24 protein-coding genes are annotated in these 18,062 nt (G+C 60.7%); 14 read left to right on the plus strand and 10 right to left on the minus strand.

The features are described from left to right. Positions 1 to 137 precede the first annotated feature (137 nt). Together AC1D35_RS10305 and AC1D35_RS10310 are read right to left on the minus strand one after the other, a co-directional pair. Positions 138 to 788 (minus strand): class I SAM-dependent methyltransferase, encoded by a 651-nt coding sequence (locus tag AC1D35_RS10305; RefSeq protein ID WP_113311713.1) that lies wholly within the window; start codon positions 786 to 788, stop codon positions 138 to 140. Between the two features lie 135 nt (positions 789 to 923). Further along, on the minus strand, positions 924 to 2,465 hold the full coding sequence (locus tag AC1D35_RS10310; protein ID WP_477854609.1) for a hypothetical protein: 1,542 nt from the start codon (positions 2,463 to 2,465) through the stop codon (positions 924 to 926). 503 nt (positions 2,466 to 2,968) lie between these two features. Between AC1D35_RS10310 and AC1D35_RS10315 the strand changes: the two genes are divergently transcribed. The 5 genes from AC1D35_RS10315 to AC1D35_RS10335 all read left to right on the plus strand — a co-directional run bounded on the left by AC1D35_RS10315 (position 2,969) and on the right by AC1D35_RS10335 (position 5,661). After that, positions 2,969 to 3,571 carry a superoxide dismutase gene (locus AC1D35_RS10315; protein ID WP_113300274.1) on the plus strand — a complete coding sequence of 201 codons (603 nt, stop codon included), beginning with the start codon at positions 2,969 to 2,971 and terminating at the stop codon, positions 3,569 to 3,571. A 166-nt stretch (positions 3,572 to 3,737) separates the two neighbouring features. Further along, on the plus strand, positions 3,738 to 4,061 hold the full coding sequence (locus AC1D35_RS10320; RefSeq protein ID WP_113311715.1) for a metalloregulator ArsR/SmtB family transcription factor: 324 nt from the start codon (positions 3,738 to 3,740) through the stop codon (positions 4,059 to 4,061). Further along, positions 4,058 to 4,468: an SRPBCC family protein gene (locus tag AC1D35_RS10325; protein WP_113311716.1), complete on the plus strand. Its 411-nt coding sequence runs from the start codon at positions 4,058 to 4,060 to the stop codon at positions 4,466 to 4,468. Before AC1D35_RS10320 ends, AC1D35_RS10325 begins: the two co-directional genes overlap by 4 nt. A gap of 41 nt (positions 4,469 to 4,509) precedes the next feature. Continuing rightward, complete coding sequence (locus tag AC1D35_RS10330) at positions 4,510 to 4,731, plus strand: hypothetical protein (RefSeq protein WP_113300277.1); 222 nt, start codon at positions 4,510 to 4,512, stop codon at positions 4,729 to 4,731. An 84-nt stretch (positions 4,732 to 4,815) separates the two neighbouring features. Further along, a complete protein-coding gene (locus tag AC1D35_RS10335) occupies positions 4,816 to 5,661 on the plus strand; it encodes a metallophosphoesterase (protein ID WP_113311717.1) in 846 nt (281 codons plus the stop codon). On the opposite strand, the gene AC1D35_RS10340 is transcribed toward AC1D35_RS10335, so the two are convergent. Next, positions 5,658 to 6,572 carry an AraC family transcriptional regulator gene (locus AC1D35_RS10340; RefSeq protein WP_113311718.1) on the minus strand — a complete coding sequence of 305 codons (915 nt, stop codon included), beginning with the start codon at positions 6,570 to 6,572 and terminating at the stop codon, positions 5,658 to 5,660. The genes AC1D35_RS10335 and AC1D35_RS10340 overlap by 4 nt on opposite strands. A gap of 159 nt (positions 6,573 to 6,731) precedes the next feature. Between AC1D35_RS10340 and AC1D35_RS10345 the strand changes: the two genes are divergently transcribed. Next, a complete protein-coding gene (locus tag AC1D35_RS10345; protein ID WP_113311719.1) occupies positions 6,732 to 7,502 on the plus strand; it encodes an SDR family oxidoreductase in 771 nt (256 codons plus the stop codon). 39 nt (positions 7,503 to 7,541) lie between these two features. Here AC1D35_RS10345 and AC1D35_RS10350 read toward each other — a convergent pair whose 3' ends face one another. Continuing rightward, entirely contained in the window at positions 7,542 to 8,243 is a 702-nt protein-coding gene (locus AC1D35_RS10350; protein WP_113311720.1) for a helix-turn-helix transcriptional regulator, read from the minus strand. A gap of 127 nt (positions 8,244 to 8,370) precedes the next feature. Here AC1D35_RS10350 and AC1D35_RS10355 point away from each other — a divergent pair, with 127 nt between their 5' ends. From AC1D35_RS10355 to AC1D35_RS10375, 5 genes are all read left to right on the plus strand, one after another. Then, complete coding sequence (locus AC1D35_RS10355; protein ID WP_113311721.1) at positions 8,371 to 9,006, plus strand: LysE family translocator; 636 nt, start codon at positions 8,371 to 8,373, stop codon at positions 9,004 to 9,006. A 134-nt stretch (positions 9,007 to 9,140) separates the two neighbouring features. Continuing rightward, the gene (locus tag AC1D35_RS10360; protein WP_113311751.1) at positions 9,141 to 9,584 is read left to right on the plus strand and encodes a cytochrome c; all 444 of its coding nucleotides are present in this window, start codon (positions 9,141 to 9,143) and stop codon (positions 9,582 to 9,584) included. Between the two features lie 128 nt (positions 9,585 to 9,712). Continuing rightward, positions 9,713 to 10,627: a c-type cytochrome gene (locus AC1D35_RS10365; protein ID WP_113311722.1), complete on the plus strand. Its 915-nt coding sequence runs from the start codon at positions 9,713 to 9,715 to the stop codon at positions 10,625 to 10,627. A 39-nt stretch (positions 10,628 to 10,666) separates the two neighbouring features. After that, the gene (locus AC1D35_RS10370; protein WP_113311723.1) at positions 10,667 to 10,957 is read left to right on the plus strand and encodes a hypothetical protein; all 291 of its coding nucleotides are present in this window, start codon (positions 10,667 to 10,669) and stop codon (positions 10,955 to 10,957) included. Between the two features lie 23 nt (positions 10,958 to 10,980). Continuing rightward, positions 10,981 to 11,664, plus strand: coding sequence for an isochorismatase family protein (locus AC1D35_RS10375; protein ID WP_477938573.1), 684 nt, complete (start codon positions 10,981 to 10,983; stop codon positions 11,662 to 11,664). Here the strand turns inward: AC1D35_RS10375 and AC1D35_RS10380 are convergent. The 5 genes from AC1D35_RS10380 to AC1D35_RS10400 form a co-directional block, all read right to left on the minus strand. Beyond that, positions 11,646 to 12,224, minus strand: coding sequence for a type 1 glutamine amidotransferase family protein (locus AC1D35_RS10380; RefSeq protein ID WP_113300286.1), 579 nt, complete (start codon positions 12,222 to 12,224; stop codon positions 11,646 to 11,648). The two genes, AC1D35_RS10375 and AC1D35_RS10380, sit on opposite strands and share 19 nt — an antisense overlap. Before the next feature lie 40 nt (positions 12,225 to 12,264). Beyond that, positions 12,265 to 12,759, minus strand: coding sequence for a GNAT family N-acetyltransferase (locus AC1D35_RS10385; RefSeq protein ID WP_113300320.1), 495 nt, complete (start codon positions 12,757 to 12,759; stop codon positions 12,265 to 12,267). 207 nt (positions 12,760 to 12,966) lie between these two features. Next, the gene (locus tag AC1D35_RS10390; protein WP_113311724.1) at positions 12,967 to 13,512 is read right to left on the minus strand and encodes a redoxin family protein; all 546 of its coding nucleotides are present in this window, start codon (positions 13,510 to 13,512) and stop codon (positions 12,967 to 12,969) included. A gap of 151 nt (positions 13,513 to 13,663) precedes the next feature. After that, positions 13,664 to 14,380 carry a hypothetical protein gene (locus AC1D35_RS10395; protein WP_113311725.1) on the minus strand — a complete coding sequence of 239 codons (717 nt, stop codon included), beginning with the start codon at positions 14,378 to 14,380 and terminating at the stop codon, positions 13,664 to 13,666. Positions 14,381 to 14,421: 41 nt separating this feature from the next. Then, the gene (locus AC1D35_RS10400) at positions 14,422 to 15,063 is read right to left on the minus strand and encodes a MarR family winged helix-turn-helix transcriptional regulator (protein ID WP_113311726.1); all 642 of its coding nucleotides are present in this window, start codon (positions 15,061 to 15,063) and stop codon (positions 14,422 to 14,424) included. A 114-nt stretch (positions 15,064 to 15,177) separates the two neighbouring features. Between AC1D35_RS10400 and dmeR the strand changes: the two genes are divergently transcribed. The 3 genes from dmeR to bla all read left to right on the plus strand — a co-directional run bounded on the left by dmeR (position 15,178) and on the right by bla (position 17,384). Then, complete coding sequence (gene dmeR / locus AC1D35_RS10405; protein ID WP_113311727.1) at positions 15,178 to 15,450, plus strand: Ni(II)/Co(II)-sensing transcriptional repressor DmeR; 273 nt, start codon at positions 15,178 to 15,180, stop codon at positions 15,448 to 15,450. Positions 15,451 to 15,473: 23 nt separating this feature from the next. Next, positions 15,474 to 16,427 (plus strand): CDF family Co(II)/Ni(II) efflux transporter DmeF, encoded by a 954-nt coding sequence (gene dmeF, locus AC1D35_RS10410; RefSeq protein WP_113311728.1) that lies wholly within the window; start codon positions 15,474 to 15,476, stop codon positions 16,425 to 16,427. Positions 16,428 to 16,499: 72 nt separating this feature from the next. Beyond that, the gene (gene bla / locus AC1D35_RS10415; RefSeq protein ID WP_113311729.1) at positions 16,500 to 17,384 is read left to right on the plus strand and encodes a class A beta-lactamase; all 885 of its coding nucleotides are present in this window, start codon (positions 16,500 to 16,502) and stop codon (positions 17,382 to 17,384) included. Positions 17,385 to 17,512: 128 nt separating this feature from the next. Here the strand turns inward: bla and AC1D35_RS10420 are convergent, their stop codons facing one another. Continuing rightward, positions 17,513 to 18,016 (minus strand): hypothetical protein, encoded by a 504-nt coding sequence (locus AC1D35_RS10420; protein ID WP_113311730.1) that lies wholly within the window; start codon positions 18,014 to 18,016, stop codon positions 17,513 to 17,515. Positions 18,017 to 18,062 lie beyond the last annotated feature (46 nt).

Below are 18,062 nucleotides of genomic sequence, written 5' to 3' on the forward strand. Positions count from 1 at the left end.
GACTGAAAACACGCTTGAAGCACGTTGCGCAAACTATGCTGCGGTTTTGCGATTGCGACATGCAGAAAACAAAGACCTAAAGCGTGGAAGCGAATCTGAAAGATCGCGACACGCATTGGGACGAAAAAAGTTCCATCTCAAGCATCCTGTGCGCGCCGTTTGAGGCGAACGACCTTGAAGAAGCCGTTCGGGAAAACCGGCAATATTTCAATGGAATCGAAACAACTCTCGCGTGCCCAGTTGGTGATTCTCCGGATCCGGAAGGCGGAGCTCCAGCCGATGCGCCGGGCGAGCGGCGCCACGGCTTCCTCGATCGCACCCTGCAGCCCGGCGCCGTCGCCGAGCTTGCTGGCCAGGATGATCTCGCCGCCCGACCGCAGAACACGGGCGCATTCATTGAGCGCCCGTTCCGGCTCGGGGATGAGCGTGATGACGAAGGGCAGGCAGACCGCATCGAAGGACCGGTCCTCGAAGGCCAGCGCGTGGGCATCCATCACCTGCAATTGCCGGACATGGAAAAGTTTCTGCCGGATGACTTTTTCCCGCGCCCTGGCAATCATATGCTCGGAAATGTCGATGCCCGTCACCCGGGAGCGGCGCGGATAATGAGAGAGCACCAGTCCGGTGCCGACGCCGATTTCCAGAATGTCAGTACCGGCATCAGCGGCAAGCCTCGCCAGCGTGCGATGCCCGTCGCGCAGGAGACCGCGATAGACCCGGTCATAGACCGGTGCCCAGCGCTGATAGATTTTCTGCTGATCCTCAGGCCGATTTTGGACATGTTCCATGTGAGCGCCTCCTCCAGACCCTGCCTTCAAACTCATGAAGGCAGGCTCCGGTTCCGGGCTGCATGGCGGAGGGCTGTCAGGGGTGCTGCTTTTGCCTTCGGCGGAAAGTTCTCTTCCCGTCGAAGAAAGTCTCGATCACTCTGCCGGCGGCGTGCGCAGATTGGCTTCGATGGCGGAGAGTTCGTCATTGACGGAGCCGGCGATCATGCCGTTGCGCAGCGACTTGTTGGAAATATCGATCATCGGAGCGAAGGTGGCAGTCGGCATGCGGACCTCTTCCTTCGCAGGCTCTTCGACGGCCAGGGCGTCTGCGAGGCTTGGGCGATCGCCGCGCGCCACTTCGAGCTGGCCGCTGAGGATAGCGCGTTCGGCGCGGAGCTGGCGGATTTCCGACTTGGCGATTTCCAGGCTCGTCCGGAGCTGGCTGATTTCGTATCGGTCGGTATCCAGACGCGTATCGAGTTCATGCTTGAAGGCTTCGATCTCGCGGTCGCGCTTGTTGCGGTAGCTTTCGGCCTCGCGCAGCTTCATCACCAGATCGTTGCTATGGGCGGCCAGCTCGCGGCGGGCCGCTTCGCTTTCCGTGCCGTTGAGGCGCACGCGGTTGATCTCGTCGGTCATCCGTTCCAGGCGCGCCAGAGCTGTGGCAAGCTCGGACTTGCTGCGCTTCAGTTCGACGCGGGTGGACTGCAGCTCTTCGTCCGTCATCTTGTTGCGGCTGTTGGCGGTCGACAGCAGCTTTTCGACGAGTTCAGCCTTGGAGCCGATCGCCTCATGCCTGGTACGCAGATTGGCGATTTCGAGCGTCGAGGAGGTTTCCAGCGTTTCGAATTCGGCTTCGAGGCGGCGGTAGCGCTCCTCGGAAGCGGTTAGATCCTGCTTCAGATTGGCGACGGAGGACTGCAGGCCGCGAGTCAGCGCCTCATGCTCCGAAAGGTTGGTCTTGAGGTGGCTGCGCTCCTCGTTGAGGCGCGCGAGCTCGCGAAGCTGAATGCTGTTTTCGCGGCGCGAGCTTTCGACGAGCAACTGATGAGCCGTGGTTTCCAGCTCCAGCTTTTCGCGGGTCGTCGCCAATTCGCGGCTGCGGGCATCATGGTCCTGCTGCGTGCGGCGAAGCTGTGAGGAAACCTCGTCGAACTGCAGCGCCCTGTCGCGAATCTCGCGTTCGGCGTCGATCAGCCGGGCCTCGACGACGGTGAATTCTTCCCGCGTCAGCTCGTGCACGCCCTGCAGCTTCACCAGTTCTTCGCGGTAGGTGCCGGCCTCCACGCGAAGCTGGCTGCTGTCGAGCTTCAGCTCCTTGTTGTCGACCGTCAGGCGCTGGTTTTCCTGATCGGCCTTGCGCCGTGCATTGCTCTCGTAGTCCAGCAATGAGCCGAGACGCGAGCATTCGGCCCTCAGCGCGCCCGTTTCGTTGAGCGAGTGGGTGTGTGCGCCAAGCAGCGAGGAAACCCGCTCCTGCAGCGACGTCAGGCTGACCAGCAGCTCCTCGGAGGATTGCTTGTTCTCCTCGATCACCGTGCCGAAAGCCTGGAAATCATCGACTTCCGAAACGCTGTACTGCACTGGCGGCTTGTCCACGAGGGCCGTCTGTTCGGTGACGGACAACATCTGGCGATGGCTGGATATTCTCAAACCCGGCTTGACGGGTTCTTCATTACGACGAAAAAAGCTCATGACCATCACACGCCCCGAAGTTGATGTCAGAAGTCCCTGAAATGATTTATGCGATGCTAATTAAGTAAACCCTATCGAAGGTTGTGCTAACGCACTCCAATAGCCTTGGATTGCATCTAAGACGCGCTATTCGTCGCCTGTCAAAAGCGTCCGAAAGAAATTAACAGATTTTTATTGAAATCCCGCCGGCGGCCCCTAAGCGCGATGACGAGACGCGAGCGTGCCTCATTTTCCGGACGCGATTACGGGAATGTGAGCGCCGCCAGGAGAGGGATTTATTCCTCTGCATGCCAATTTCCTGTTTGCAGTCCTCCTGGTTTCAAATCCCGCAACGCGCGGCACTGCCTGTGATTTGCGCTTTTGAAGAGAGCCCATTGGAGAGAGGCAATTTTTCCTCGAAGTCGTTGTTTTTTGATAATTCGCCGGTTGCCACTCCGTGGTTCCCCTCCTATGTTCCGCCTCACCTGCCGATGACGCAATCTATTGCCAAGAGGAGATCTGATATGGCTTTCGAATTGCCTGAACTTCCCTATGACTACGAAGCCCTTGCTCCCTTCATGTCGAAGGAGACGCTGGAGTTCCACCACGACAAGCATCACAAGGCTTACGTCGACAACGGCAACAAGCTTGCAGCGGAAGCCGGCCTGGCCGATCTCTCCCTGGAAGACGTCGTCAAGAAGTCCTTCGGCACCAATGCCGGCCTCTTCAACAATGCTGCCCAGCACTACAACCACATCCATTTCTGGAAGTGGATGAAGAAGGGCGGCGGCGGCAACAAGCTGCCGGGCAAGCTCGAAGCTGCCTTCACTTCCGACCTCGGCGGCTATGACAAGTTCAAGGCCGATTTCGCCAATGCCGGCGCCACCCAGTTCGGCTCCGGCTGGGCCTGGGTTTCCGTCAAGAACGGCAAGCTCGAGATTTCCAAGACCCCGAACGGCGAAAACCCGCTCGTTCACGGCGCCACCCCGATCCTCGGCGTCGACGTTTGGGAGCACTCCTACTACATCGACTACCGCAACGCTCGTCCGAAGTACCTCGAAGCCTTCGTCGACAGCCTGATCAACTGGGACTACGTCCTGGAGCGCTACGAAGCGGCAACGAAGTAAGCTCTTCCGAGCATCCGGCTTTTCAGCACCCGGCGCCACAAGCGCCGGGTGCTTTCGTTTCTGCGGCAATCCGGTCCGCCCAGCAATTCCACCTTTGAAAACCGCTTGACTTATTCATACCCGTTTGGCTATAAATCAATCCATAGCCAAACGGGTATGAATTCACATGTCGAATGCCCATGATGCGCTTTTCAGGGCGCTTTCAGACCCGACCCGAAGGGCGATCTTCGAGCGCCTGTGCCGCGAAGGCGAGAAGACGGTCGGCGCGCTGACGGCGCGGGCCGGCGTCTCTCAGCCGGTTGTCTCCAAGCATCTGGCGGTGCTGAAGGGCGCCGGTCTGGTGCGCGATCGCCACGAAGGCCGCCAAACCCATTACAGCGTTGAGATCAAGGCGCTTGCCCCTCTGGCGGACTGGACGACAAAGATGGCCAGCTTCTGGGAAAAGCGGTTCGACGATCTCGAAGATTTGCTCAAAAGGATGGACCAATGAACGAAACCTCGACTGAAATCCGCTCCGTCATCGTCGAACGGGAGATTGCTTTCCCGCCGGAAAAGATCTGGCGTGCGCTCACCCAGCCGCATCTGATCCAGGAATGGCTGATGAAGAACGACTTCAAGCCCGTTCCGGACCACCGCTTCAAGCTCAGCGCGGAATGGGGCTCCGTCGATTGCCGGGTTCTGGAGATCGAGCCGAACAGGACGCTCTCCTACACCTGGGATGCCTACGGTCTCGAAAGCACCGTCACCTGGACGCTGACCCCCGCCGGATCGGGCACCCATCTGCGCATGGAACAGGCTGGCTTCCGTCCGGATCAGGAACAGGCCTATCAGGGCGCCAAGTTCGGCTGGCAGCGTTTCTTCGAAAACCTGGAGCAGGTTGTGGCGCGCGCCGACTGACGCAGGACGCCCGGCGTCTGATCGTTTGAGGAGGAAGAACAATGAACTGGAACAAGTCCATCCGTCAGCTTCATCGTTGGCTGTCGATCATCTTCACGGTGACTGTTATTGCCAACTTCGCCACCATGGCGGTGGGCACTCCGCCGGCCTTCGTGGTCTACTCGCCGCTACCACCGCTCTTCCTGCTATTGTTTAGCGGCCTCTATATGTTTGCATTGCCCTATCTTGCCGGTCGCCGGGAGCAGGGCTCGGCCGCAGGGTGAGGCATCGCACGGGCATTTTGTCAAAAAGCCGCGGCCGGCTGCGACGTCACATCGCTGTCACCCGCGGCCTCTACATCACGCCGCATGTCATCAGCCGATCTTCCCCTTTTCCGCTTCGGCGTCATCGCCGACCCGCAATATGCCGCCATCGAACCGCAGGTCGAAATGGGGCGCTATTACGCCAACAGCCTCGCCAAGGTCGCTGCTGCCATCGAGACCTTCAATGGCGAGGAACTGAGTTTCGTCATGACGCTCGGCGATATCATCGACCGCGATTTCAGAAGCTTCGACGATATCCTGCCGGTCTACGAAAAGCTGCGCCACGAAGCACATTTCCTGCTCGGCAATCATGATTTCGGTGTTGCTCCGGAATATCTGGAAAAGGTTGCGGAACGGGTCGGCATGCCGGCGGCCTACTACAGCTTCCAGCGCCACGATTTCCGCTTCATCGTACTCAATGGCAACGAAGTCAGCACTTTCGCACCGCCCGAAGGCCATGCCTTCCGTACGCTTGGCCGCGAGCGTCTGGCGGCGCTGCTGGCCGCAGGCGTCGACAACGCCCATGAGTGGAACGCGTCGCTGAGCGACGAGCAATTCACCTGGTTGGCAAATGAGATCGAGCAGGCGAAGGCCGCGGACGAGAAGGTGATCGTCATGAATCACTTCCCCGTCCATCCACCCTGCGAGCATGATATGTGGGACCGCGAGCGCATCGTCGAACTGCTGTCTTCGCAGGACAATGTCGTCGCCTATCTCAACGGCCATAACCACGTCGGCAATTACGGCAAGGTCGGCGGCTGCCACTTCGTCAATTTCAAGGGTGTGGTCGATACCGAGAGCGAAAACACTTTCGCGATCGTCGATGTATACTCGGACCGGATGGAGATCCGCGGTTTCGGCCGCGAGGACAGCCGCACTCTCTCGTATTAAGCCACTTCCGTCGCGACCGTCGCCGGCTGTGCCCGGTGCTCCAGCGCGTCCTTCTTCGGCGGCGTGCCGAACATGCGGGCATATTCGCGGCTGAACTGCGAGGCACTTTCATAGCCCACCTGATAGGCGGCATTGGCGGCATTGATGCCATCGGCCACCATCAGCCGCTTTGCCTCGAGAAGCCTGAGCTGCTTCTGATATTGAAGCGGGCTCATCGAGGTCAGCATCTTGAAATGCTGGTGAAAGGAGGAGGGGCTCATCTTCGCTGCCGCCGCCAGCTGCTCCACTCGCACCGGCGCCGTGAAATTGTCGCGCAACAGGTGAATGGCATCTGCCACGCGCCGCGTCTGGCTGCCGGGCAGCGCCAGCTTGCAGACCTCGCTGCCATTCTCGCCTGACAGCAGCCAGAAGCTGATCTCGCGCAGGATCGCCTGTCGCAGGATCGGGATAGATTTCGGTGTGTTCAGCATACGCATCAGCCGCAGGATGCAATCCTGCAATTCCGAGCCGAATTGCTGCACAAAAACACCGGGACCGCCTTCGCCCGAAGGCTTCGGCGGAGTTTCCATCGCCTCAAGAACGTCGCGCAGAATGGTGACATCGAGTTCCAGCGTCAGCGCGATCATCGGCCGTTCCACGCTTGCCTCGATCACCTGGCCGAAGGCCGGCATTTCTACGCTGATAACCAGCGCCTGCATGGTTGTATAGGTATAGAGCCGCGCTCCGAACATGATCTGCTTGGCGCCGTCGATGATGATGCAGAGCGCCGGCCGGTAGATCGCCGGCTTCGGCATGGTAAGCGTGGAAGCGCGCATCAGGTAGAAGCCGGGCAGGGCAGTTGTAAACAACCCGTCGCCGCCGCCATGGCTGTCCATGTACTGGTTAAGCACAGTCTTGATTTCATTGGACATCATCGTTCTCCGGGTGGCGGCCTTTGTCCGCCATCTTACTCCGTAGAGCGGAGGCGACAACCTATCTGGAGGAATAGGCAAGAAGTTCGAGGCTTTCGGCATTCAAGAAAAGGGGTGTCAGGACCTAGATTTCAGTCATCCGACCAAGGAGTAACCGAGATGACCGACCAGAATGCAAATTCCAAAATCGCAATCGTCACCGGCGGCAGCCGCGGCCTAGGCCGCAACACCGTCGTCAGCCTCGCCCGTGATGGCGTTGACGTGATCTTCACTTACAATTCCAACCGCGCCGAAGCCGATAAGGTCGTTGCGGAGGTTGAAGCGCTCGGCCGCAAGGCGGCCGCCCTGCAGCTCGACACCGGCAATGTCGCGGCCTTCGACGCTTTCGTGGACAATGTCCGCTCGGCGCTGAAGGGCTGGAGCCGCGAGCACTTCAACTTTCTCGTCAACAATGCCGGCACCAGTTACCACGCCTCGATCCTTGAAACGACCGAGGAGGAAATGGACAAGCTCTACAACATCCATTTCAAGGGTGTCTTCTTCCTGACGCAAAAGCTTCTGGCCGTCATTGCCGACGGCGGCCGCATCGTCAATCTCTCCAGCGGCCTTGCCCGCGTTGCCCTGCCGGGCTCCTCGGCCTACGGCTCGCTCAAGGGCGCGGTCGAGGTCCTGACGCGCTATATGGCCAACGAACTCGGTGCGCGCGGCATCGCCGTCAATACGGTCGCACCAGGCGCTATCGAGACCGATTTCAGCGGCGGCATGGTGCGTGACAATCCGGAGATCAACCGCAGGGTCGCTTCGATGACGGCGCTTGGCCGCGCCGGCGTGCCCGATGATATCGGCCCGATGATCGCCTCGCTGCTGACGGAGGCCAACCGCTGGGTCAACGCCCAGCGCATCGAGGTCTCCGGCGGCATGGCGCTCTGAGTTCCTGCTGGGCGGAGGAGAGGGATTGGCGAGCTGAACTTAGGCGTTTGCCGCCAGTGGCTTCTCTGTCCAGCTCTCTGTCCAAAGCGTGCGTAGGCCGTCGCCTTCCCCCTTGAAGAAGACTTCGGTTTCGGCACAGGCCTCCACCCGGTCGCCGCGGAAATTGCGGATGGCCTGCCTGAGTTCGCACCAGGCAACGATATTGGCAGTCTGCGAATAGTAGATCAGCGCGATCGGGCGGATCATCCGCTCGGTCGCGCGTCCCATTTCGTCGCGATAGGAAAGGGTGAGCTTGCGTTCGTCGCGGATCGCCCGTCGCACGATGGCAAGGTCCACGCCTGCGGGCGCGGGGGCGATCGTGCCCCAGGCAAACAGCGCCTTGTTCTCCATCGCCTGTCGAAGGGGCGGCGGCACTGCGCCGGCAAGCTTCTGATTGACGCGCCGCGCTGCAAGCTTCAGTTCTTCGTCGCCGGTGCGCTCCAGCAGTGCCAGCGACAGCACGATCGCTTCCGTTTCCTCGATCGAAAACATCAGCGGCGGCAGATCGAAGCCTGGCCGCATGATGTAACCAATGCCGCGCCCGCCCTCGATCGGCACGCGCATCGACTGCAGCGCGGCGATATCGCGGTAGATCGAGCGCACCGTCACTTCCAGCCTTTCGGCCATAAGGGCGGCTGTCATCGGCTTCTTCGCCAGCCGCAATATCTGTATGATTTCGAAAAGCCTGGAGGCCTTGCGCATTTGACGCCCTTTCTCCAACGCTCCTGACAATACACTGTCAGTTGGTCTCTCGTATAGAGCCACCTATCGAATTGAAATTCAACGGGCTCTGCGAAAAACGCGCTCCAACGAGGGACGGACAACTGACATGAATTACCACGAAAGCCTCTGGCTCTATTTCACTCTTCTCTTCGGTATCATCATCGTGCCGGGCATGGATATGCTCTTCGTGCTCGCCAACTCATTGACGGGCGGCACCAAACGCGGGCTGGCCGCCACCAGCGGCATTATGCTCGGCGGGGCGGTGCATTCGGCCTATGGTGCGGCGGGAGTGGGTATCCTGGTCGCCATGCTGCCGCAGCTCTTCAACCTGCTGCTCTTTGCCGGCGTCGCCTACATGATCTGGATCGGCATTTCCCTGATGAAGAGCTCAATCAAGGTCGAGGCGGTCGGCCCCGGCACGGCTCGCTCCACCTGGAAGGCCTTCCGGCAAGGCGCGGTCACCTGTCTCGTCAATCCCAAGGCCTATATCTTCGTGCTTGCCGTCTATCCGCAGTTCATTAAGCCGGAATATGGGCCGATCTGGCTGCAGGGTCTGATCATGGGCATCATGACCGTGCTGACGCAGCTTGCCGTCTACGGCACGCTTGCCATGACCGCCGGCCGCAGCCGCGATCTCCTGGTTTCCAACCCGAACACGACTGCCGTCATCGGCCGTCTTGCCGGCCTGCTGCTGGTCGTCATCTCCGCAATCAGCCTCTGGCAGGGGTGGAAGACAGCCTGATCCTGCCTATTCTTATCACATTGTTTTTATGAGGATCCGGCTAAACGTGACTATGCGACCACATGGATTTTGTCATGATCCCGGTGCAGATTGCCCTCGACCGGCTTCGCCGGTGGAACAATGGAGAGAGAATCATGAATTGGAAAACAGTTGCGGCGGCTGTTGCGTTCGCCGGCATTGCCCTCGGTTCGGTCATCGCCGCCGACGGCACGCATGACGCACGCGTTGGAATGATGAAGCAGATCGGCGGCGCAGCAGGCGCGCTGTCCGCCATCGCCAAGGGCACAAAGCCCTATGATGCTGAAGCCGTAAAGACGGCACTGACGACGATCGCCGCAACGGCGAAGGCTTTCCCGGACCAGTTCAAGCCGGGCACCGAGACGGGCGACGAGGAAGCAAGCCCGAAGATCTGGGAAAACATGGATGACTTCAAGGCACGCGCCGCGAAGCTGTCTACTGACGCCGAAACCGTTCTCGCCCAGCTTCCAGCCGATGCCGCCGGCGTCGGCGCTGCGCTGAATACGCTCGGCGGCAATTGCGGTGGCTGTCATCAGCTCTATCGCATCAAGAAGGACTAGGCGATAGAGCGAACCTGCACGATCCCGTTATCCGCACCGGCCCTTGCCGTCGGTGCGGATCGCCTTATTCTCCTCCGGCACCGGGGCCGGGGAATGCCCTTGATATCGATAGTAAGGAGAGGCGGCGCATGGTCCGCAGGTTCATCCGCTTTGTGCTCTGTCTCATCGGCGTCGTCGTGATCGGCGGCGCGGTCTTCTATTTCGTGACGGCGCCCGATGCGCTGCCGGAAAGCCACTGGGCCAATCTCGGCGCGCCCGACGTTGCGAACGGCGAGAAGGTGTTCTGGGCTGGCGGCTGCGTCAGCTGTCATGCTGCGCCCGGTGCGAAAGACGATGCGAAGCTGATGCTGACCGGCGGTCTCGCCCTGACGAGCCCCTTCGGCACCTTCCATGTGCCCAACATTTCTCCGGATGAACAGGCTGGCATCGGCCGCTGGACGCTGGCCCAGTTCGGCAATGCCATGAAGCGCGGCGTCGGCCCCAATGGGCAGCATCTCTACCCATCCTTCCCCTACGGCTCCTATACGCGCATGAGCGACAAGGACGTCAACGATCTCTTCGCCTATCTGAAAACGCTGCCGAAGAGCAGCAACGTTGCCCCGCCGCACGAATTGCCGTTTCCCTTCAACATCCGGCTGGCGCTGGGCGGCTGGAAGCTACTCTATTTCAACGACCAGCCGCGCGTCGTGCTCGTCAACGCCGACGAAAAGCTTAAGCGCGGCCAGTATCTGGTCGAAGGCCTCGGCCATTGCGGCGAATGCCATACCCCGCGCGATTCCCTCGGTGGCTTCGTCCGCGACCAGTGGCTCGCCGGCGCGCCGAACCCGGAAGGCAAGGGCCGCATACCGAACATCACGCCCGGCTCCAAGAGCGTGGGCTCCTGGAGCGAAGCCGATATCACCAACTACCTGCAGACCGGCTTCACCCCCGATTTCGACTCTGCCGGCGGCCAGATGGTCGACGTGCAGCAGAACATCGCCCACCTGCCGCAGTCCGATATCGAAGCGATCTCAGCCTATTTGAAGGCAGTACCGAGCAAGTAGCGCCTGCCTGGGACAAGCGCAGCAGACTAGGTTGGGGCTATGAAGCATCCGTCTCTTGAGGAAACCGACGCCGCGATCGCCCGCATGCGGGAGCGGCTTGGCGCGCGCAACCCCGTTCTTGCGCTCTGGTTCGCTGATACACTCGCCGTCATGGAGGCGAAGATTGCCGGCCATCTCGATGATCCCGGCGATCTGGTGAAGGCGCGGGCCGCCGCCTTCCTCTTCGTCAAGGCCGCACTTCACCAGTGGGCCATACGGCCAGCACATGAGGCGGCGGTGAAGACCAGCCCGGAAAAAGAGATGCCGTCGCGACGACTCGGTATACGCTAGGCCTCAATCACTGGAACGGACGGGTGGTCTTGAAACGGCACGACTGGCAGATCGAAGCGCGTGAATATGCCCGTCAGGAAGACCGCCGCGGCCGGCGCTTCGCGTTCACGCATCTGGCGCCGGTAAGAACCGCGCTCGTCATCGTTGACATGATCCCCTTCTTCGTGACGCCGGGCAGCTATGCCGAAGGCATCGTTCCGAACATTCAGGCGCTTGTTGCTGCGGTGCGCGCCTGTGGCGGACTGGTTGTCTGGGTGGTGCCGGCGCCCAGGCAGGCTCATCCGGAGCTGGCGCGCGAATTCTTCGGGGAGGCGATCGCAGAGCTCTACCGCACGTCAGGCGGCGTAGGGCCGATCGAAAGCAGGCTTGCGCCGGATTTCGTCCCGGAACCGCGGGATCTATTGATCGAGAAAACTTCCTACAGCGCCTTTCATCCGGAAAGCGCGCCACTTGCAGCCATGCTGAAGGCTCGCGGTGTCGATACGGCTCTCATTACCGGCACGCTCAGCAATATCTGCTGTGAATCCTCGGCCCGCGATGCCTGCAGCAGCGGCTTTCGCGTCGTCATGCTGGCCGATGCAAATGCCGCTCGCCGCGATATAGATCATAACATGGCGCTCTATTCGGTCTATCGCAGCTTCGGCGACGTGCGCACGACAGCCGAGGTTATCGGCCTGCTAGGCGAGGCTCAGGCCGCCTTCGGCTGATGTTCGGCGCCGAGGATCTGCACATAGGTATCGAGTTCTTCACTGCCGAAGCCGAGCGCCCTGTATATCTCCGCCGTAAACGTGATCGGCGCCGAACCGGACGCAGTCACGATCATGCCTGATCGCACCGCCTGCGGACCGTCACGATAATGCGCCTGGCCGCGATAGCCATCGGCGCCGGCAATGAAATCGGGCGCGTTGCTGGTATGGGCAATGTCATCGAGCGCACCGGCGCGCGCCAGCGCCAGCGTGCCGCCGCAGATCGCGGCAGTGACCTTGCCTCGCGCGATGAAGTCGTTGATGACGGGCGAAAGGTCGGGTGCCCTCTCTGTTTCCCAGATTGTCCCGCCGCAGATGACCAGTGCATCGAAGGCGTCGCCATGCAGGTTCTCGGCCACTGTATCAGGAGCCACCCGCATGCCGCCCATGGAGCGCACTCCCGCTCCGCCGGGGCTTGCGGTCACGACATCAAAGCCGAAATGCGTGCGGGCGGAGGCAGCAAGCTGCCCCACTTCCCAGTCCGCGAAGCCTTCGGTCAGTACCACCGCCAGTCGGGTCATGCTCTCCTCCCTTGCAAGACGCCCAAGCGGCTGGAGCCACTCACGACAGGGACTGCATATAGCGCATGCCGGTGACCGGACGAGGGGTGAAGTCCATCTGTTCGTAGAAGCGGTGAGCCTTCAGGTTGCCGGTTGCGGCGCTGACGGAGAGGTAATCGCAGCCTGCAATGCGTGCAGTTTCGCGGGCGCGGTCGACGAGAAGCTGGCCGGTGCCATGGCCGCGATGACCGTCGCGCACGAAAAGGTGATGCAGGTCCATGCCGCGCTTGCCTTCCTGCGCCCTGTAGAGCGGAACGAGAATGGCATAGCCGATCAGGCCTTCGCTGCCATCGGCGACAATAGCCGAAATCCACGGCGTCGGCCCGAAGAGATCGCGCTCGAGCTGCTCCGGTGTCGAGGCCGAAATGTCGCCGTGATGGGTGGCAAGAAGACCGATCATCTCGTGGAGTTCGAGAATGTCACGCGGTTTTGCGGCGCGGATCGTCACGACCGGCGGGCGCATCAGCGAAATTTCGCTGTCTTCGATTTCAAGCATGATCTTCGCGTCCTTTTCGAAGTTTATGCCGTCAGGACGCTGCCGATACAACAAAGCCGCCTGACGGCGGCTTGTTGACATTATGATCTGTCTCGGCCGCCCTTTACAGGTACAGCCAAAAATACGAGCGGTTATGGTGCGCGTTCTCGATCATGCAGAGATCAATCCTCCGAAACCGCTCGTTTGTCAATGGCGGCTCCGGCAAGATCAGGCCGCATCTGCAGGAGCCGCACAAGCTCCATCGGCGCAGCCGTCGATCTTATCAGCAGGCATTGTTGCCGGAAGGGGAGCGGCCAGCGCCATGCCGATGCGTGCGCCGACCGCAATATCGTCCTCGACGCCAAAGGCATGATGCAGGATCGCCCCGTCACGGCCGATCAGTACGGAGGAGGGCGTTCCCCTGAAACCATAGTGGCGCATTGTCATTGGTATGTCGGACTGCCTGTCGGCCTGATCGACACCGATGGGCGAGGTCAGTCGATATTCATGGATGAAAGCCTTGAGCACAGTCGGCGTCATCGCTTCGTGATGCTCGAAGACCGTGTGCAGGCCGATGACCTGGAGATCCGTGTTGGCGAAGATGCGCTCGATACGGCGCACTTGCGGCAGGCTTTCGGCCACGCAGCCGGGGCAGAGCAGCTGGAAGCTGTGCAGGTAAATCACCTTGCCACGCAATCCGGCGATGGAGAGCGGTTGAGGCGTGTTGAACCATTCGCTGACGGAAAGTTCCGGTGCGAGTGTCAGATCGGACATGTCGAAATCCTTGGTCGTTGGGCAGACGCTTCTTCGCCCGTTGCATCCGGGGCGCAATGGGATAATCCTGCCTGTTGTTTTCTCTTCTCTATTTGCCTGGAGAGAGGAAAGAGCCGGTCCGGCGATGGCAGTCGACGGACCGGCGACCCGCTCACTTTGCAGGCATGACCTTGCCCGGCAGGCTGAGATTGCCGGATGCGACCTTGAAGACATTGTCGACGCAGAGCAGCGGCGCATGCAGGTTGCCGTTGATCTTCAGCCCTGCCGTCACGCCATCATAGGAAGCGCCGACCAGGCCGCCGAGCAGCGACAGCGGAATGGTGACATCGACGCGATCGCCCTTGAGCGCGGTCGGATAGTCGGGGCTGTCGATCAGCAGCGGAACGCCCGGCCAGGTGGCGGGAAGCTTCGGCTTGGCGCCATCGGGAATATCGGTCACCTTCAACCCGCCGGCGCAGGCCTTGTCCTCGTTGAGCACGACCCAATGTGGATGCCAGACATCGCGGTTCTTGCCCTTATAGGCGGCATCGTCGAAATCGGGATGGAAGGTAACGGCAAGTGCGACGATGCCCTGGTCCTTGTCGAAGCCGATATCGTCACTGTTGAGCGAGGTCGGCCAGACATAGGCATAGATGCCGGAGCCTTCGAATTTACCTGTGACCGCGGGCTTCTCAGCGCCGGCCTCGCCGCGCACGCGGGTTGAGAAGACCGCCTTGTCGCCCTTGGTGACGATCTCAGTTTCGATGATATCGAACGAGGCTTTCACAACGACAGACGGTTCTGCCGTGACGGGATGCGCCATGGCTGAGCCCAGCCAAAGGGATAGCGCTCCGGCGATGGCCGCGCCGGTGACAAATTGTCTCAACATTTTGAATTTCCTTCTCTTTCTAAGTTGCCTGGAGAGTGCGCCTATCCTTTTTCGAAGGCATCCCAGGTGGCAGCCCGGGTTGCCGGATCGGCGGTTTCATGGTCGCGGCAATCGATGCGCAGTTCATTGCTGCCGAAGGCCGCGTTCACGAAATCACAATGGTGCGGCTTGGCAGCACCAGAATGCTGATAAGGGCGGAAATAGCGACAGCTCGCACACATCCGCTGGATCGGTATTGCGTCTGCCTCCTGCAGATGCCGGATCATCTTGACGAGCGACAGCAGCAGGCCTTCCTGCTCGCCGGGAGAAAGCGACCGGGCCGCCTCCATCGCCGCTGTCTCTATCGGCGAAACCGAGCCAAGCGCCGCCAGCCCCTCGGGCGTGATGCGGATTGCCGTTGAGCGCTTGTCATCGGCGACACTTGCCTTGATGACAAAGCCCTTGCGCTCGAGCGCCCCAATCGAATCCGTCGCCGTCGGCTGCGAGACGCCGAGATGTGCCGCAATCTCTTTCACCCGCGCACCGTTTCGCCCGGCAAGGAAATCGAGGATCGCAAGCTGCGTCGGCTTCAGCCCGGCCTTTTCGGCCTTCGACCATTCATCACTGCGCATCACGATCGCGATCCGCGAAAGGCCTTCGCTGATGCGGTTGTCGATCGGAGTGGGATCTTTAGGCGTTTCCATGCTCTTAATATATAGGAGTCCTATGTAATTTCAAGAGCGACTGCGCTGCTTCGCCGCTTTCGTTTTTTGGAAAGGCAATATAGGGTACCCCCCTATACTAAATTCGAGATCGCTATGTCCCACACCACCCATCAGAAGAAGAAGCTCATCGCCCGCGTCAGCCGCCTCCGCGGGCAGCTCGAGGCGGTCGAGCGCGCGCTGGAGGCCGAGCGCCCCTGCGGTGAGATCCTCCAGCTTTTGGCCTCCGTGCGCGGTGCGCTGACGGGTCTGACGGGCGAGGTGCTGGACGAGCATCTGCACGAACATGTGCTGCATGCCGCCGACGAAAAGGCGAGGGCGGAAGCGGTCGAGGAAATATCGGAAGTATTGAGAACCTATATCCGCTGAGCCGGATCGATAAGGAGATGGCGATGATATCAGGAACGAATAGCCATGGACATGATCATGTCTTCCTGGGGCAGGACCATGCCCGGAACGAACGTCGCATCTGGTTGGTGATCGCGCTGACGGCAGTCATGATGGTGGTCGAAATCGCCGCTGGTACGGTCTACGGCTCAATGGCTCTGGTGGCCGACGGCTGGCACATGTCCACCCATGCGAGCGCGCTGCTGATTTCCGCGCTCGCCTATCTCTTCGCCCGCAAGCAGGCCCGCAACCCGCGCTTCACATTCGGCACCGGCAAGCTCGGCGATCTCGCCGGCTTCGCGAGTGCCATCATTCTGGCGATGATTGCCCTGCTGATGGGCTGGGAAAGTTTCCTGCGCATCACGTCGCCGGTGCCGATCAGCTTCAGCCAGGCGATTGCCGTTGCCGTCATCGGCCTTGCCGTCAACCTCGTCAGCGCCTGGATGTTGAGCGGTAGCGGCGGTCACCATCATGGACACGGGCATGATCACCATCACGATCATCACCACGGCCACGATCATGGCCACCATGGTCATGCGGATAACAATATTCGCTCCGCCTATATGCACGTCATCGCCGATGCGCTGACCTCGGTGCTCGCCATTGCTGCGCTCACTTTCGGCAGTCTCTATGGCTGGCTCTGGCTCGATCCGCTGATGGGCATCGTCGGCGCTCTCATCATTGCGCAATGGTCCTGGGGGCTGATGAAATCGTCGGGCGCCGTGCTGCTCGACGTGCTCTCCGAAGGGGAAACGCTGCCGGATGAGATCCGGGGTGCTATCGAGGGCGATGGCGACCGCATCACCGATCTCCATGTCTGGCAGGTCGGCCCCGGCCATCATGCGGCAATCGTCGCCGTGCTCACGCCGCAGCCGCGCGACACGGCCTTCTACAAGGAGAGACTATCGAGCCTGGACGAGTTGTCGCATGTGACGGTGGAGGTCACGCGCGCCGCCTGATCCTGGCCTTAAAGCCGAGATGCCGCCGCAATCAGCCCTTACGCCTGTGTTCCTGATTCCCCGGAGGTCTCTATGAATCACAGCTTCACCCGCCGCAGCTTCATGGGTTCCGCCTTGCTGTTGCCTGCGCTGGGCTTTGTGCCTCGCGTGTACGCTGCGCAGCAGGATGACGATATCGACAAGCGGCTTGCAGCACTTGAAACGCGCATCGGCGGGCGCCTTGGGGTCTCTGTTCTCGACAGCGACACGAATGTCTCCTTCGGCTATCGCGGCAGCGAGCCCTTCGCCATGTGCAGCACCTTCAAGGTTCTGGCCGCCGGCCTCGTTCTCGCCCGTGTCGACAAGGGTGATGAAAAGCTCGACCGGCGCGTCACCTACGGCAAGGACAAGCTCGTCACCTATTCGCCCGAGACCGAAAAGCACGCCGGCGGCGAGGGCATGACGATGGCCGAGATCTGCAAGGCCGGCATTACGCTGAGCGACAACACGGCCGGCAATCTCATGCTGGAAAGTTTTGGCGGCCCGGCTGGATTGACCGACTGGCTGCGTTCCGTCGGCGACGGTACGACAAGGCTCGACCGCATGGAAACCGCGCTGAACGAGGCGACGAAAGGCGATCCGCGCGACACCACGACGCCCGATGCCATGCTCGATACGCTCGGCAACATCGCCCTTGGCTCGGTCCTGGCGGAAGATTCAGCCAATCAGCTTGTCGACTGGATGGTGGCCAATACGACCGGCGGCGCGCGCCTGCGTGCAGGCCTGCCCTCCGGCTGGAAGATCGGCGACAAGACCGGCACGGGCGACAACGGTTCGGCCGGCGATATCGCCATCATCTGGCCGCCGAATCGCGGCCCCATCGTTGCCGCAGTCTATATGGCGGAAATGACCGTGAAGATGGACGAGTTCAATCCCGTCTTCGCCGAAATCGGCAAGATGATTACGGAGATTGTGTAGAGGGTTCCCGCCTGGTTTCTGCGAGCTCATCCGCCACGTTCCGGCGTGCCGGAGCATGTCGGGCATGGATAATTGAAAAGCCGCGAGGCAGCATCGCTACTCCGCGGCTTTTCGGATGAGACCTGAGATCAGGCGGCCGAATTTTCGTCCGTGGACTGTGTGGGCGCGGATTGCGCAGTCGTTTGATCCTTGCTGCCGTCTCCGTCGTCTTCGATGCCGGCAAGCTCACGCTTGATCTGCTCGGCGATTTCCTTTTCGATCGCCTCGCGCTGGTCGGCGGGCATGGATTTGAGGTCGTCTTCGGTCAGACCGTGTGCTTCCAGGTATCGGGCACGGATGAATTCGGCCGGGTCCATATTGCTCCATTCAGAGAATTGGTCGACCAGGCTGTCGTGCGCCGCCTTGGCGGCGGCCTCTGCGTCGGAAGGCGGGTTGATGTAGGTCTCGTTGCCGGCCTGCACTGCCCACATCGTATTGGCGATGGACGGCGGGGTCGTGCTCGGCTGCAGGCCGGCGCCGGACTGGTTGCGCGCGCTGCCACCGAATTCGTCGGTCTGCTTGTTCTTGGATTTGCCCTGCTCGAAAAGCGAGCCGAGGCCTGAATAAATTGAAAGGCTGCTACCGATTTCCATGAAAAAATCCCCCTGAAAAATCAGTAGCAGTATGCTGGGGCAATCC

It is taken from the genome of Rhizobium sp. P1_E6 (genome assembly GCF_056405875.1).